Raw genomic sequence first — 16,188 nt, forward strand, 5'->3', positions numbered from 1 at the left:
CAGCTGCTCAATTGTGGTAGAGTGAGACCGTGTGATAACGTCGCGTCACATAGGGGTCTCAGGGCCGCTGGCTGGGGGTTAGTGTGATTGATCTCGCACTCTGGCTGAATCCTCTGAACGGTGAGAATCCGTCGGGAGAGGACTTGCGCAACGACCCGGCTTTCCACGAGCTGGAGCGCCTGACCGAGCCCCAGGTCAAAGTCGTTCATGACGGCAACAACAAGCCTACCTCGCAATCCAGTCCGGTCGACTGGGCGGCTGTCCTCGAAAAAGCGGAAGAGCTGCGCGCCCGCGGCCGGGATTTGCGCCTGCTGGTCATCGTCGCGCGCGCGCTCGCCAACGAAGAAGGGCTGGCCGGCCTGGCGCAGGGCCTGACGCTTATCGCCAGGACCTTCGACCAACATTGGGACACCATGCATCCGGCATTGCGGCCGAACGCGCCGCCGCGCGATGCCGCCCTGCGCCGCATCAATGCGCTGCTGGATCTCCAGAATGGCCAGGAAGGCTTGTTGGCGAACCTGCGCGAGACGATCTTCTTTTCGCCGCGCCAGGTCGGACCGATCAGCGGACGCGATCTCGAACAGGGCGCGCTCGACGAGCGCGTCAGGCTGCAGGAAGCGGCTTCCGGGCTGGGCGCATCCGAAAAAGCGGCACTGGCGAGCGCTCATAGCCAGCTCTTGAACCGGGTGCGCAGCGGCTGCGCGGCACAGATCGACCAGGCCGGCGACGCGATGGCGTCGCTGCTCGCTGACGCCCGCGCGGCCATCGCCGCCCTCGACGAGGTCGATGCCGCCCTTAACAAGCGTATCGACGGCAATGGCCCCGCCATCCCGGAATTGAAACGGTTCCTGCAGCGTTTGCTGACGACGCTGGAGCGGAATTCGGCCGCCGGCGTCGCGGCGAACGGGGCCGCAAAGCCAGCCCAGCAGCCGGCGGAACCGGCTGCGCCAGCCCGAAACGGTTATCAAGCCGAGGGAGCCGAAGCGATGGGAGCCGAAGCGATGGCAAGTGTCGCAAGCCATGCTGAACCGGGCGCCAGACTGCCCGACCGGATCACCTCGCGCGATGATGTCGTCAGATGTCTCGACCTGGTCGTCGCCTTCTATGACCGCACCGAGCCGTCCAGCCCGATACCGCATCTCGCCCGCCGCGTGCGCCGCATGGTGCACATGGATTTCGTCGAACTGATGGAAGATCTCGCCCCGTCGGGGCTGAAGGAGTTCCGGCAGCTTGCCGGTGTCCCCGATCCCAAGAAGCCGGCCCAGAAGGATGAAAGGTAGAAAAGCATGCCAGCAGAGAGCAAAGCGAAGGTCATCGAAAGAAACCGCGCCCCGCGCGTGCAGATCGCCTACGACGTTGAGACCTACGGCAGCCCGACGACGATCGAACTGCCGTTCGTCATGGCCGTGATGGCCGATCTTTCCGGCGCTTCACAGACCAAGGAAGCGATGAAGTCGGTTCTCGACCGGACCCTGGTCGAAACCGACGCCAACCGCTTCCCCAAATTCATGGAGGCCATGGGGCCGCGCGTGAAGGCGCGGGTGAAGAACACGCTGCCGCAGGCCGAGGGCGCCGAGCGCGACGAAGAGCTCGCGGTCGATCTCACCTTCTCGAAGATGGGCGATTTCGCGCCGGACAAGATCGCCGAGCAGGTGCCGCAGCTGGCCGAGATCCTCAAGATGCGCCGCCAGCTCGAGGAACTGCTCGGCTTCATGGACGGCCGCGTCGACGCCGAAAAGCGCATCGCGCAGCTTCTGAACAATGAGCCGCTGCTGAGCAAGATCGCCAGCCAGGCGATGGATGACGGCAAGGGCGAGGAGTAAGTCATGGCTGAACAGCAAAAGACCGCAGCCGCCACCGCCGAGGCGGAAGCAATAGATCTCGGCGAATTCAGCGGACTCCTTGAAAAGGATTTCAAGGTCAAGAAGGACGACAGCGAAAAGCTGCAGCAGCTGGTGCGCAACCTGGCGCTGGCAGCGCAATCGCGCTCCGAGACCACCACGATCTCGTCCAATGCGATCAAGTCGATCAAGTCGCTGATTGCCGGCATCGACAAGATGCTGACGACGCAGGTCAACGAGATCCTGCACGCGCCGGAAGTGCGGGAGATGGAGGGCACCTGGCGTGGCCTCTGGTATCTCGTCAACAACACCGAGACGGATACGAAGCTCAAGATCCGGGTGATGAACATCTCCAAGGAGCAGCTGGCCGATACGCTTGAAGACTATGAAGGCCAGATGTGGGACCAGAGCCCGATCTTCAAGAAGGTCTATACGGACGAGTATTCGATGCTGGGCGGCGAGCCGATCGGCTGCATCATCGGCGCCTACGAATTCTCCAACCATCCGCGCGACGTCGGCTTGCTGCGCAACATCTCGGGCGTCTGCGCCTCGGCGCACACGCCTTTCATCGCCGCCGCCTCGCCGCGCCTGTTCCGCATGGACAGCTGGCAGGAACTGCCGAACCCGCAGGACCTGCAGATGATCGTGAACAACCCGGCCTACGCCTCGTGGCAGTCGCTGCGCGAGAGCGAGGATGCCCGCTATATCGGCCTCACCATGCCGCGGGTGCTGGCGCGCCTGCCCTACGGCACCGAGACCGTTCCGGTGAAGGGCTTCACCTTCGAGGAAGAGGTGGGCGGCGACCACAACAAATATGTCTGGATGAACGCCGCCTTCCCGATGGGGGTGAACATCAACCGCAGCCACAAGCTTTACGGCTGGGGCACGCAGATCCGCGGCGTCGAGAACGGCGGCACGGTGCTCAACCTGCCGGTGCATGCCTTCCCGACCGACGACGGATCGATCGCGATGAAATGCCCGACCGAGGTCGCCATCGACGACCGGCGCGAGGCGGAACTCGCCAAGCTCGGCCTGATGCCGATCCTGCACCGCAAGAACACCGATCTCGCGGCCTTCATCGGCGCGCATTCATTGCAGGACGACGAGACGCGCGCCGGCCGTCTGGTCGATCCCGACGCGCAGTCGAACGAGCGGCTCAGCGCCAACCTGCCCTATCTTTTCCCGGTGTCGCGTTTCGCGCACTACCTCAAGGCGATTGCGCGCGACAAGATCGGCTCGTTCAAGGAACGCACCGACATGCAGATCTGGTTGACCGAATGGATCAACCGGTACGTGCTGGCCAATCCAGCCTTTGCCGACGACAAGGCGCGCGCCAAGCGCCCGCTTGCCGCGGCCGAGGTCCAGGTCGACAGCGTCGAAGGCCGGCCCGGTTACTACAATGCCCGTTTCTACCTGCGTCCGCACTACCAGCTGGAAGGCATCAATGCCTCGCTCCGGCTGGTGTCGGAACTGCCGTCAGTGAAGGGCTGAACTCGCAAGCATAGTCATCTTGTTTCGTTTGAAAGCGGTGGAGAAAGACAATGCCGACAACAGTGAGAACCGATGGGCCTTCGACGAAGATCGATGGTTTTTTGAAAGTGCCGGACATCAAGGGCCCCAGCAAGCGCGACGGCCATGAAGACGAGATCGAAATCCATGGCGTCGACTACAAGATGGTCGCGCCCTACGACCCCAATTCGCTGTCGCGGCGCGGTCGTGTTTCAATGGGAATGATCAAATTCATCAAGCACTACGACAAGTCTTCCCCCTACCTGAAGAAGGCGCTGTTCGAGAACAAGGCGCTCGACGAAGTGGTGTTTTCGGCCCGCCGCACCATCGACGGCGAGACCAGCGACTATCTGGTCGTGACGCTCACCGACGCCTCGATCATGGAATACGACATGCGGCAGGCCGCCGATGAGGCCGACCTGATCGAGGAAGAAGTCAGCTTCGCCTACAAGAAGATCAAGTTCGTCTATGACAAGGACGACGAGATCGAAATGGATGTCTATGTCGGCAAGTGAGGCCAAACGGCCCGGCGCAAACAAGGCGCAGCTTGCCGGCAGTTCGCGGGCAAAGCGCGAGGCGGTCCAGCCCTCCCTGTGGGACCGCCTCGTCAACGACCTGCCTGGCCTGACCTCGGAGATCGACGGGCTGCGCCGGTTGCTGGAAGAAGAACTCGGCGCCGAGCGCGTCGAGGCTCTTCTTGCCGGCAGCGCCCGCGCCATCGATGCGGATGCGGAACTCACCCCCGATCAGAAGCGGCGCCTGCAGCGGCTGATCTTCCAGACCGAGCATCGCGCCGAGATCGAAAGCCGCGGCGTGGTGGTGTCGGCACGCGTGCTCAGGGAAGCCGTCCGGCGCGACATCGAGGCCTTGTTCAACACCGAGCGCTTCGAGTCCGTGCCGCTGCTTTCCGATGCCGAGCACGAACAACCCCTGGACGAACTGCCGCCGCTCGCCGACTTTCCGGAGGTGCGCCGCAGCGTCGTCAACTACGGCGTGCCGTCGTTTTCCGGCCGCTCGTCGCGGGATTTCGACCGCGATACTTTGGCGCGCGAGATCCGCGCGGTGCTCGCCACCTTCGAGCCGCGTCTCAAGGAGAGCGCCACCACCGTCAACGTCACCCTCGGCGACAAGACCGTCGGTCTGAAGATCGAGATCGACGCAGTGCTGATCATGACGCCGACGCCGGAACGCATGCGGCTGCGCACTACGGTCAACCTCGACAACGGCCTGGCGCGAACCGAATTCAGGGAGACCTGAGATGGATCGGGTCTTCGTGGAATACTACGAAGAGGAACTGACACATATCCGCGCGCTCGCCGCGGAATTCGCCGACATGCACCCGGCGGTCGCCCGCAATCTTTCCCTCGACACCGTCCCCTGCCCCGACCCCTATGTCGAACGGTTGCTCGATGGCGTGGCCTTCCTCGCCGCGCGCACGCGACTGAAGGTCGATGCGGAGCGCTCGCGCTTCTCGCGCGCCGTGCTCGATGTGCTCTATCCGGACCTGGTCACGCCGGCGCCGGCAACGGCGATGGCTGTTCTGAAGCCCGGCCAGCAGGTGCAATCGATGATCGCCGGCCACACCGTCGCGCGCGGCACGCGGCTGGTCTCCGGCCTGCATCCGGGGCTTTCGACGCGCTCAACCTTCACCACCGCGCAAGAGGTCACGCTGTGGCCGATCTCGATCACCTCTGTCAGCTATTTCCAGGATCGCAGCGCGCTGGCTGCCGCCGGCATCGCACCGATCGGCGGCGTGCGCGGCGAAGCGGCCTTTCGCATCGCGTTCGCCCGGACTGGAAAGGGCAAGCTCAGCGAATTGTCGCTCGACCGTCTCGACCTGTATTTCGCCGGGCGCACCAAGGCGCCGCTCATCTTCGACGCGATCTTCGGCGCCGGCTCGGCCGTCGGCGCGCGGGCCGAAGGCAAGACCAATCCGCTCTCGGCCCTGCCCGAGCCCGAAATGGTCGGCATCCGCGACGACGAGGCGTTGATGCCGCGCACCCGCCCGACCTTCGAGGGATACAGGCTGCTGCGCGAATATTTCATGATCCCGGAGCGCTTCCACTATGTGCGGGTCGCCGGCCTGCAGCCGGTGGTGCGCAAGTGCGAGGCGGGCATCGAGATCATCTTCCTGTTCCGGCGCCCGGTGCCGGAGCTCGCCGATGTGACGCCGGCCGATTTCGAGCTCTTCGCGACGCCGCTCATCAATCTCTTCGAGCGGGAATGCAACGTCATCGAGATCGATCCGCGCAGGACGCGGCAGGTGGTGCATGCCGACCGGACGCGGGCGCGAGACTTCGAGATTTTTCGGCTCACCCGGGTCGAGGATGCCGACGCTGAAGGCAGCGAGGCGGAAATTCCGGAGCTGTTCAGCCTCGGACAGAACCGTGGCAGCGGTTGGGTCTACTCGACCGAGCGGCGCCCGCGCCGAGCCACCGAAGACGAGCGGCGCGACGGCCTGACCCGCACCTCCTATACGGGCGACGACGTGTTCCTCGCGGTCTCGCGTCCCACGGGGAACCCGGCGAACCGGCCGCTCAAGCGCCTCGACGTCATGGCGCTCTGCACCAACCGCGACCTGCCGATCCTCGACGACACCCCGACGCTGACGCTGGAGACGGCCGACCCGGTCGAAGCGGTCAGGCTGCTCGGCGCATTGCGGCCGCCGCAGCCGGCGATCCCGGCGTCTCTGCCGGCGAGCGCCGAAGGCGAATCCCGCGCCGACAATCTCGCCTGGCGGCTGGTGGCGCAGCTCTCGCTCAACTTCCTGAGCCTCGCCAAGGAAGGCCGCGGTGTCGATCCGCTGCATGCGCTGCTCGACCTCTATGCCGACCGCGGCGATCCGAGCCTTGCCCGCAATGTCCATTCGATCACGCGCATCGACTCTCGTCCGGTCATCGAACGGCTCAAGATCGACGGTCCGATGTGCTTCGGACGGGGCACGGAGGTGACGCTGCATGTCGACCAGTCGGTGCTGGCGGGGCAAAGCACGCTGCTGCTTTCGGCCCTGCTGGCGCGGTTGTTTGCCCGCCATGCCGGTATAAACGGCTTCGTGCGGACCCGCACGCGGCTGCTGCAGAAGCAGGAGGATGTGCCATGGCCGATGACGCCCGGCAATCGCTACCTGATCTAGCGAAGCCTGCCCCGAGCGAAGCTGCTCTCTCGGAGGGCTTCGACTTTTTTGAGCTGATGCGTCGTCTGGAGCAGGGGGGCGGACTGTTCGGCTATTCTGGCCAGGCCAATCGCGAACCGGCGCGGCTCGGCCAGCATGTGCGCTTGAGCTTTTCGGCCAGGGACGTGGTCAAGTTCCAGGAGGCGAGCGAAAAGGCTCCGGCGCGGGTGACCGTCGCCAATCTCGGGCTGCTCGGACCTGAAGGACCGATGCCGCTGCATCTGACGCGCTGGGTGCTCGACCGGCTGTCGCAGCGCTGGTTCAGCGGCGCCGATGCCGAGCAGACCAGCGACACGACCTTCGTCGACTTCGTCAACATCCTCCAGCATCGGATAATCGCGCTTTACTACCGCGCCTGGGCCGACGCGCATCCGGCGGTGCAGGTCGAACGTTCCGTCGGCGGACGCGTCCGCGCCATGCTGGAAGCGATGGCGGGGATAGGCCTTCCCGGCACCCAGGATTCAGAACTCGACATGGTTCGGCTGCGCCAGGCCGGATCGCTCGCCAACCAGGTCGACGGCGCCGAGCGGCTGACGCTGTTCCTCGCCACAGCCTTCAAGGTGCCGGTAGAGATCAAGGAATTCGTCGCTGCCTGGATCACTATTCCGGCGGCGCTGCAGAGCCGCGTCGGCAAGGCCTATGCGGCGCTCGGGCGCGGCGCCACGATCGGCCCGCGCGTCTTCAGCCGTCAAAGCCGGATCGAATTGCGCGTCGGCCCGCTCAGCCTCGACGACTTCAAGTCGTTCCTGCCCGGGGAGCGGCGCCTTGCCCTGTTCAAGAAAGCGGTGCGCGACATGATCGGCGAAGCGCTCGATGTCGATTTGCGCATCGTGCTTGCGCGCGACGCCGTGCCGCCGCCGAAGATCGGAACCGTCCAGCTCGGCCGAACGTCCTGGCTTGCGCGCCCCGCCGAGAAGGGTGACGCCGACGACCTCAAGCTGCGCACGATCGTCGGCTGGCGGCCGGAAATGGCGGAGGCAGCCTGATGAGCCTGCTGCTGACGCTCGAACAGGGTCCACGCTCCCAGGTGGTGAGACAGACCAAGCTTGACGAGGGCGAGTTGGTGATCGGCCGCAGCGCCGATGCCGGCTGGCAGATCGACGATCCGGACATGTTCGTCTCGCGCGCGCATTGTAAGATCAGCGGGGGCCATGACGGCTACTTCGTCACCGACACATCGAGCAGCGGGCTGTTCATAGACGATTCCGACAGCCCGCTCGGCGCCGGCAGGTCGACGCGACTGCAAAGCGGCATGCGGCTCCGCTTGGGCGACTACGTGCTTTATGTCGAGGTCCAGTCCAAAGCGAGCCAGACGTCGGCCGGCCAGGCGCCGGCAGCTAATCGTTCCACACTTCAATCGTCGTCGCCGGAAGCGCGAAAGCCGCCCAGCATCGGCGGCGACGACTTCTTCTCGGCCAAGGTCGAGGAAGAGCCGCGGCGGCCGCGTCCGGCCGACCTGCCGGACCCGTTCGAGCAGCCTGTGTCCGGCGCTTATGATCGCGCTTCGAACCAGCGCAATTCGCCCGCCTTCGATGACCCGTTTAGCCTGGACCCGGTGGCGACACCGGCACCCAACGATGCCGCAGCGCCCCGCCCATCGGATCCGTTCGGTTTCGATGAGATGCCGTCTCGTGGCGGCACGGCGGAGCCCGCGTCGAAATCGGCTGGCTTCGATGACGATTTTGGGTTCGGGCCGGCGGCGACACCTGCTCAAAGCAACGGCACGGGCCCTGCTGATCAGCGCGAACGACAAGCCGAACCGCCGCAGGCCGCTCGTCCCTGGGATGTGCCAAGCCAAGCGGTCGAGCCTCCGCTGCGCTCCGCTCCGGCCCCCAGGCAGTCCCGCCCAGCACACGCGGCGCCTTCGACGGAGATGGCGCTGCGCACCGCGTTCCTGCGCGGCATGGGTGTCGAGGAAGCCGATTTTCCCGGCCGCGACGCGGTCGCCGAAATGGAGAAGTTCGGCCGCGAATACCGGCTGATGCTCGATGGCCTGATGCAGCTCCTGCGCAAGCGCGCCGAGGAAAAGGGCAGCGCACGCGTCGCCCAAACGATGGTCGGGGCATCGGAGGTCAATCCGCTCAAATTCCTGCCGACGGTCGAGGACGTCATCGTCACCATCATCTCGGAACGAAGCCCGGGCTTTCTGTCCGGCGAAGCGGCGATCTCGGACGCCGTGCGCGATCTCGCGCAGCACCATGTGCGCGCCTGGCGCGGCGTGCAGGCGGCGCTGCGGCGCATGATCGACCGCTTCGATCCGGCTGCGATCGAGGAAGAGCTCAAATCCAATTCCGCGATCGGCAACCTGCTTTCGGGCGGGCGCAACGCCAAGCTGTGGGAGCTTTACCAGAAACGCCATCGCGACATCGCCCAAAGCGCGGAATCGAGCTTCCTGGGCGAGATCGGCGCGGACTTCAGGGATGCTTACGAAGAGGAGTAGGACATGATCGATCGACGCGAATTCATCGTTGCCCTCGGCGCGACGGGGCTGCTTGCGGCTTGCCAGAGCGGCCCGCCGAAACCATCGGTCATCTCGGTCAATGTGAGCGGTGGCGCCGGCATGAATCCGGGACCGGGCGGCGGCGATCGACCGGTGACCGTGCTGGTGATGCGGCTTGCCAGCACCGGCAAGTTCAATTCGGCCGACTATTTCGCGCTGCAGGGCGATGCGGGCTCGGCGCTCGGGGCCGACCTCATCGGATCCGACACCATCTCCGTCGCGCCGGGAAAGACCGCTGCCAAGACCATCACCGTCGAGCCGAACGCGACGGCGCTCGGCTTCGTCGCGCTCATCCGCGAGCCCGGCGGACGCAACTGGCGCACGACCAAGTCGGTATCGCCCGGGTCGAAATTCACCGTCAACGTCAGCCTCGGCAGCGGCGGAATTTCCGCCTGACGGCGACACAACAGACGGCAGTGCAGAGAGTGGCAGCATGAGCGACGCAAACAGGGTGCTGTGGTCCGAGGGGCTCTTCTTGAGGACCCAGCACTTCCAGCAGCAGGACCGGTTCTTCGAGGGGATGGTGCGCGGCGCGTTGCAGGCCGGCCAGCTCCAAACATTCGGCTTCCAGCAGCTGACGCTCGACCAGTCGCTGCTCGACGCCGGCCAGGTCTCCATCGTGTCGGCGCGGGGCATCTTCCCGGACGGCACGCCCTTTGCCATCCCGGAAACCATGGACGCGCCGAAGCCGCTGCCGGTCACGGCTGACACCGGCGCCGGGCCGGTGCTGGTCGCGCTGCCGCTCGAACCGCCCGGCGGCGTCGGTTTCGATCCGGCGCATGCCGCGTCGACCGGCGCGCGCTATCACGGTAGGATCGTTTCGGTGCGCGATGCCGTGCAGGGCGGTGCCGATCCGGAAGAGATCGAGATCGCCCGGCCGCAGGCAGTGCTGCTCGCGCCCGGCAAATCGGTCGGCGGCTATACCGCGCTGCCGATCGCCGACATCAAGGGTGTTCGCGCCGACGGCGGCGTCTCGCTCGACGAGAGCTTCCTGCCGCCGACACTGATCACCGGAGCGGTCGCCTGGTACCGGCAATTGCTGCAGGAGGTCGTCACCGGCCTCGACCAGATCGCCGAGGCGCATGGCAAGATGGTGATGGGCGGCCCCGGCCGCAGCGTCGAGGATCTGTTGATGCTCCACCTCGCCAATGCGGCCAAGCCGCGGCTTGCGCATATGCTGGCGCAGGACGTCTTCCATCCGGCCGAGCTCTATCTCGAGCTTGCCGGGCTTGCCGGCGAAATGGCGACCTACGGCTCCAGCTCGCGCCGGCTCGGCGAACTGCCGGCCTATGACCATATGGCGCCCGGCCCGGCCTATATGGCGCTTGCGGATGCTCTGCGCTCGCTGATCCTCAGTCTGCGCTACATCGAGCCGAAATCGCGCGCGCTGCCGGTCATGCGGCACGCGACCAATGTCTGGAAGGTGCGCATCGACAACCCGAAGCTTCTGGTCGCCAGCCGCATCGTCATCCGGGTCGGATCGGAATTGTCCGAAGACGCGTTGCGAAAAATCTTCGTCAACCAGGCGACCGTCGGCGCCGCCGACCAATTCGAAGGCCTGTGGAAGTCGCGCCTTCCCGGCATTCCGCTGAAGCCCCTGCATTCGCAGCCGCGGGAGATCCCCTATGACGGCGACCGGCTGTGCCTGGAGCTGGACCAGAAGAGCGAGCATTGGGCCTCGCTGCTCGACGCCCCCGGCTTCGTTATCGGCGTTTCCGGTGTCCTGCCGAGCGAGCCGCAGGTCGACTGCTATTCGGTGAACAGGTGAGGCCATGAGCCGGGATGATCCTTTCGGACTGTCGGAGGATCGCGAACGCACGCGCATCAGGCTGACGGGTGCGTCGCCGCGGCCGATGGCGCCGCTGATGCCAACCGCGCCGGTGAAGCTGGCGCGCGCCCATCCCAACATACTGATCAACACATTCGCGCCGTTGCTCGAATTCGCCCCCGAGCTCGAAAGCGCGCTCGCGCCCGAGAACCCTGAAGTGATGCGCACGCGGCTGCTCGACGAACTGGTCCGGGCGCGCGATGCCGCGATGGCAGCCGGCTCCTCGCTCGAAAGGGCCGACCAGGCCGCCTGGGCGGTGGCGGCTCTGCTCGACGACCTCGCGCTCAACACGCCATGGGGCGGCGCCAGCGCATGGCCGCGCCAGCCGCTGGTCGTGATGCTGCGCGGCGACGTCGATGCCGGCACGCAGTTCTTCTCGCGTCTCGACGAGTTGGAGCGGCACCCGAACCGCGACCGTGAAATGCTGGAGCTGCAATATTACTGCCTGGCACTCGGCTTCCGCGGCAAATATCGCGTGCCCGGCCGCGCCGGCGACCGCTCGCTCAACGCCGTTCGCGTGGCGGCGGCCCGCTTCCTGCGCAATGCCGACGCCGAAGACGCGCCTGTGTCGCCGAACTGGAAAGGCGTGATCGCTTCCGACGAGCCGCAGCGCTTCATCGTGCCGATCTGGGTGATGGCGCTGGCGGCAGTGGTGATCGCGGCCGCCGCTTATATCGGCTTGTCGATGGGACTGAGCAGCCAGGCGGTCGAGCTTACCGCGCTGGTGCGCACGCTGCCGCCTCCCTCCCGAGGCGAGGTTACCCGCGCCGCGCCCAAGCCCGATGCACCCGAACCGGAACCGCCGCAGCCGGTCGATTTCGCGTTGCTGCCGGAATTCAAGGCCGAGGCGCCGGATAGCCTCAAGGGAGCGCTGAGCGGCACCGAGAGTGTGTCGCTTGCCAAGCTGGTCATCCAGTCTTCCAACCCCGAGCTGTTCCAGTCGTCGCGGCCGACGCTCACACAAGGCTACGAACCGCTGGTCGAGTCGATCGCCAAGGTGATCCTCGCCAATCAGGAGCTAATCGGAAACGTCACCGTCGTCGGCCACACCGACAATGTGCGCCTGCAGAAATCCAACCCGCTTTCGTCCAACCAGCGGCTGTCGGAAGCACGCGCCGAGACCATAGCCAACCTTCTGGTTCAGGCCGGCGTGCCGCAGGAGCGCATCCATTCCGAAGGCCGCGCCGATACCGATCCAGTGGCCGACAACTCTACGCGTCAGGGCCGCGCGCTCAACCGGCGTGTCGAGATCCTGGTCGAGAAGAGGCTCTGATGTTCATCCTGCGCTTCCTCTGGGCCGTTCTGACCTCGCGCTTCCTCTGGACGCTGATCGGCATCGCGCTGCTTTCGCTGCTGATCTGGGTGTTCGGCCCCATCGTTCAGGTCGGCCCTTATGCACCGTTCGAATCCGACAATGTGCGCATCGCCATCATCGCGGGGCTGATCATCCTGTGGCTGATCTGGCTTATCATCGCACAGCGTCGCGCGATCCGCGCCAACCGCATGTTCGTCGCCGAGATCGCCGCGCCTGTCCAGGAAAAGCAGCTCACCCCGGGCGAGGAGAGCGTCGCGGCGGTCGGCGCCAAGTTCGGCGAGGTCATGGCGGAGCTCAAGCGGCGCAAGCTCGGCGGCCGCAAATTCCTGCGCGAGATGCCGTGGTATGTGATTGTCGGGCCGCCGGCCACCGGCAAGACGACGGCGTTGCGGCAATCGGGCCTCAACTTCCCGATCGACCTCACCGATGATCTCCAAGGCGTCGGCGGCACGCGCAACTGCGACTGGTTCTTCTCGGAGAACGCGGTGCTGATCGACACCGCCGGCCGCTATGTCCAGCAGGAAAGCCAACCGGATGTCGACGCGACCGAATGGCTGGGCTTCCTCGATCTGCTCAAGAAGCATCGCGGGCGGCGGGCGCTCAACGGCGTCATCGTCGCGCTGTCGATCGACGTACTCTCGGAAGGCGACGAAGCCATCAAGGCGCATGGCCGCAAGATCCGCCGCCGGCTGGCCGAGCTGAACGACCGCCTCGAAATCCGCCTTCCCGTCTACCTGATGCTGACCAAGGCCGACCTGATCAAAGGGTTCGAAGCCTTCTTCGGCGGCTTGTCGACGGCCGCCCGCGAGCAGGTCTGGGGCACGACCTTCGCGCTCGACGCGCGCGTCGACGCCAAGACCATCGAGAAGGAGCTCGCCACGCTCGCAACGGAAATGGAACGTCGGCTGGTGCCGCGCCTCGAGGACGAGGACAAGCTTGGCTCCCGCGCGGAAATCTTCCGTTTCCCGGCCCAGCTCGCAAGCCTTTCCGAGCCGGTCCAGGTGCTGGTCGAGGCGATGTTCGGCGAAAGCCGCTACGAAGAGGCGGCCTGGCTGCGCGGCCTCTATCTGACGTCTGCGACGCAGGAAGGCGCGCCGATCGACCGGCTGACCGCGGCGTTGTCCTCCTCCTTCGGCCTGCCGCCGCGCCGCGCGATGCTGGCGCCGCGTGTCGAGAAGCGCAGCTTCTTCCTCAGGAATCTTTTGACCGAAGTCATCTTCAAGGAAGCCGGCTTGGGCACGTTCGATCCGCTGGCGCAGCGCCGCCGCGCCTGGATCTGGCGCGGCGCGGCGGCCGCCTGCGCGCTTGCCGCCCTGCTTGCCGGCGGACTGTTCACCTGGTCCTATCTCGACAACCGCAATGCCATCGCCGAGCAGGCCGGCCAGTTCGAGGCGCTGCAGGCGCCGCTGACGGAAGTCGCTGCCACGCCGGCGTCGGTGGAGCAGCCGACGATGGACGGAGCGCTGGCCGCGATGGACGCTGTGGCCACGGCCCGCACCACGCCGCCCGACGCGGTTCACAACCTGCTCGGACCAACCGCTTCGGCCGAGCTCGTGCGCGCGCAGACCGACACCTACGACCACGCGCTGCGCAACGTGCTGGAGCCGCATATGGTCGCGCTGCTGGAAGCCACGATGTGGCGGCAGATCCGCGATCCGGATTTCATGCTCGGCGCGCTGAAGACCTATCGCATGATGACAGGCCTGTCGCAGATGGACACCGACTTCGTGCAGAACTGGTGGGTGAACAGCCTGCCGGAATTCGCGCCCGCCCCGCCCTTCCCCACCGCCGACGCCGAAGAGCACCAGCTTGCCGCGATCCGCCGCATGACGGTCGACGACAGCTACATCGCCCCGGACAAGGAGCTGGTCGCCGAGGCGCTGAAGACGGTGTGCACGATCTCGCTGCCCGAGCGCGCCTACAAGCAGTTGCTCGCCGATCCGGAAGTGGCGGCCGTCAAGGAATGGGTGCCGGCCAATTTCGCCGGACCGAACGGCGCGAAAGTGTTCGCGCGCCGGTCCGACAAGACGCTGCGCGTCGGCGTTCCCGGCGCCTTCACCTATGCCGGTTTCCACGACGCCGTCCTCGACCGGGTCGAAGATGTGGCCGCGCAGGCGGCGCTCGACCGGGCGGTATTCGCCGGCGGCTGCTCGGAGAACTCCGAGACCTCGGTCTCGGCGCTGTCCGAAGACATTCTAAAACTCTATTACGACGACTATATCGCGCAGTGGGACAGCTTCCTGCGCGACATGCGGCTGGCGCCGCTGAGCGACCTCAATGTCGCCAGCGAAAACCTCAAGGACCTTTCGAGCGCCGATTCCGCGCTGAAGCGTCTGCTGACGGCGGTGGTGCAGGAGACCGACCTGACGCGGTCCGACGAAGCGCCGGCCGACGACAAGGGCGGCGCCGCCGCCAAGACCGGCTCGAAGCTGCTCTCCAAGCTCGGCAAGCTGGGCAAGGTGGTGAAGACGGGTGCGAAACTACTGCCCCGCGCGGGCTCGGCCGACCAGGTCGACATGACCGGCGGCCTGGTTGCCGAGCACTTCAAGCCGCTCAAGGGCACGATCGCCCAGGTCGACGGCCAGCCGCCGGCGCTCGACGCCGCGGTGGTGGCGCTGACGGCGCTATCCAACGTGCTGCAGACGGTGACAGCCAATCCCGACCCGCAGGATGCCATCAAAAAGCAGGGCGGCCTCGCCGAGCTGACGGGCGCGGTGGCCCGGCAGGCGCAGATCCTGCCCTCGCCCATCAACGACTGGCTGGGCGGGATTGCCGGCGACACCAGCGGCCTGTCGCAGAAGGCCGTCACCAACGAGCTCAACGCCATCTGGCGCGCCGACATCCTGCCCTTCTGCCAGGCCGCGCTCAACAACCGATATCCGTTCAGCCCAGAGAGCGCGGTGGACGTGAATGTGCGCGATTTCCAGCGGCTCTTCGGTCCCGCCGGCCTGATCGACGCCTTCATCAACGACCATCTGATCAACTATGTCGACACGGCCAGCCAGCCGTGGAAATGGCGCGCCGATTTCGGCCTCGACCCGGCGGCGCTGGCGGCGTTCGAGCAGGCAAGACACATCCGCGACGACCTCTTTCCCGGCGGCACCGGCCCGGTGATGAACTTCACGCTGGAGCCGAAGGACCTGTCGCCCAACGTGGGGCGCGTGACGCTCAACCTCGATGGCCAGAACCTCGTCTACTACAACAATGCGACGAGGCCGCAGCCGATGACGTGGCCCGGCAAGGACGGGACGGGAGTGATCTCGCTCGCCTTCCAGCCGGTCGACGGCTCGCCCGAGGTGATGCTCAACGAGACCGGCAGCTGGGCGTGGCTGAGGATGCTGCGCGGCGGCAAATTCGCCGGCACCAAGCTCACCGACGTCTACACGCTACGGCTCGGCACGAAAGGCATGTACGCCGATTTCGAGCTCAAGGCGGCCAGCGTCGAGAACCCGTACACGCTCGAGATGTTCAAGAAGTTCACATGTCCGCCGCAGATATGAACACCGGCTTCTACGGCAAGATCCCAGCGACCGGAGATTTCGTGGCCGCGAACCTGCCGCGCACTTTCATCGACCGCTGGGACCGGTGGATGTCGATGGAATTGCGCGCACGGCCCGACGAGGGGGAATTGGATCCGCGTGTCTGGCGCTTCACGGTGCCGGCCGGCATCTTCTGCGACCAGCCTTGCGCCGGCGCGTGGCGGATGAGCGAGGATCGCGTTGGGCGCAGATATCCATTCGTGGTCGCCACCGTCGGGCGATCGCCCCGCATGGACGACCAATGGTTCGATGCCGTGTCCAAGATCGCAGGTGATGCGGTGTCGCACTACTGGACGAGCGCCGTGGTCGCCGAGCGGATCAACGCTGTTCAGCCGCCGCCTACCAACCACGTGGAGCCCAAGATCGTCTTTTGGAGCGACAACTGGAACGTCCACGAGTGCCATTTTGAAGATATTCATGATCTAGCCGAGAACGGCCTGCCCATAATGCGCACGGTGCCCCTGCCGGCGGAGGAAAGCTGATC

The 16,188-nt window shown here is 65.8% G+C and carries 13 protein-coding genes; all 13 read left to right on the forward strand.

Going from position 1 to position 16,188, the window contains the following annotated elements:
* The first annotated feature begins 83 nt into the window (after window positions 1-83).
* Genes tssA through tagF form a run of 13 tightly spaced genes read left to right on the forward strand, consistent with a single transcriptional unit; the run spans window position 84 to window position 16,186 of the window.
* Window positions 84-1,280, forward strand: a complete 1,197-nt coding sequence (gene tssA / locus EJ071_RS33405) for a type VI secretion system protein TssA (RefSeq protein WP_126101672.1) — start codon at window positions 84-86, stop codon at window positions 1,278-1,280.
* A gap of 6 nt (window positions 1,281-1,286) precedes the next feature.
* The gene (gene tssB / locus EJ071_RS33410) at window positions 1,287-1,823 is read left to right on the forward strand and encodes a type VI secretion system contractile sheath small subunit (RefSeq protein ID WP_126101673.1); all 537 of its coding nucleotides are present in this window, start codon (window positions 1,287-1,289) and stop codon (window positions 1,821-1,823) included.
* A gap of 3 nt (window positions 1,824-1,826) precedes the next feature.
* Window positions 1,827-3,332: a type VI secretion system contractile sheath large subunit gene (tssC, locus tag EJ071_RS33415; protein ID WP_126101674.1), complete on the forward strand. Its 1,506-nt coding sequence runs from the start codon at window positions 1,827-1,829 to the stop codon at window positions 3,330-3,332.
* A gap of 50 nt (window positions 3,333-3,382) precedes the next feature.
* On the forward strand, window positions 3,383-3,865 hold the full coding sequence (locus EJ071_RS33420; RefSeq protein ID WP_126101675.1) for an Hcp family type VI secretion system effector: 483 nt from the start codon (window positions 3,383-3,385) through the stop codon (window positions 3,863-3,865).
* A complete protein-coding gene (gene tssE, locus EJ071_RS33425) occupies window positions 3,852-4,607 on the forward strand; it encodes a type VI secretion system baseplate subunit TssE (RefSeq protein ID WP_126102822.1) in 756 nt (251 codons plus the stop codon). The genes EJ071_RS33420 and tssE overlap by 14 nt, the downstream gene beginning before the upstream one ends.
* A 1-nt stretch (window position 4,608) precedes the next feature.
* Entirely contained in the window at window positions 4,609-6,483 is a 1,875-nt protein-coding gene (gene tssF, locus EJ071_RS33430) for a type VI secretion system baseplate subunit TssF (RefSeq protein ID WP_126101676.1), read from the forward strand.
* Window positions 6,447-7,508 carry a type VI secretion system baseplate subunit TssG gene (gene tssG, locus EJ071_RS33435; RefSeq protein WP_126101677.1) on the forward strand — a complete coding sequence of 354 codons (1,062 nt, stop codon included), beginning with the start codon at window positions 6,447-6,449 and terminating at the stop codon, window positions 7,506-7,508. Before tssF ends, tssG begins: the two co-directional genes overlap by 37 nt.
* Window positions 7,508-8,962, forward strand: coding sequence for a type VI secretion system-associated FHA domain protein TagH (gene tagH / locus EJ071_RS33440; RefSeq protein ID WP_126101678.1), 1,455 nt, complete (start codon window positions 7,508-7,510; stop codon window positions 8,960-8,962). The genes tssG and tagH overlap by 1 nt, the downstream gene beginning before the upstream one ends.
* Window positions 8,963-8,965: 3 nt before the next feature.
* The gene (tssJ, locus tag EJ071_RS33445) at window positions 8,966-9,418 is read left to right on the forward strand and encodes a type VI secretion system lipoprotein TssJ (protein WP_126101679.1); all 453 of its coding nucleotides are present in this window, start codon (window positions 8,966-8,968) and stop codon (window positions 9,416-9,418) included.
* A gap of 37 nt (window positions 9,419-9,455) precedes the next feature.
* Window positions 9,456-10,790, forward strand: coding sequence for a type VI secretion system baseplate subunit TssK (tssK, locus tag EJ071_RS33450; protein ID WP_126101680.1), 1,335 nt, complete (start codon window positions 9,456-9,458; stop codon window positions 10,788-10,790).
* 4 nt (window positions 10,791-10,794) lie between these two features.
* A complete protein-coding gene (gene tssL / locus EJ071_RS33455; protein WP_126101681.1) occupies window positions 10,795-12,123 on the forward strand; it encodes a type VI secretion system protein TssL, long form in 1,329 nt (442 codons plus the stop codon).
* Window positions 12,123-15,665 carry a type VI secretion system membrane subunit TssM gene (gene tssM, locus EJ071_RS33460; RefSeq protein WP_126101682.1) on the forward strand — a complete coding sequence of 1,181 codons (3,543 nt, stop codon included), beginning with the start codon at window positions 12,123-12,125 and terminating at the stop codon, window positions 15,663-15,665. Before tssL ends, tssM begins: the two co-directional genes overlap by 1 nt.
* Entirely contained in the window at window positions 15,647-16,186 is a 540-nt protein-coding gene (tagF, locus tag EJ071_RS33465; protein ID WP_126101683.1) for a type VI secretion system-associated protein TagF, read from the forward strand. Before tssM ends, tagF begins: the two co-directional genes overlap by 19 nt.
* Window positions 16,187-16,188 lie beyond the last annotated feature (2 nt).

It is taken from the genome of Mesorhizobium sp. M1B.F.Ca.ET.045.04.1.1 (genome assembly GCF_003952465.1).
GTDB lineage: Bacteria > Pseudomonadota > Alphaproteobacteria > Rhizobiales > Rhizobiaceae > Mesorhizobium > Mesorhizobium shonense.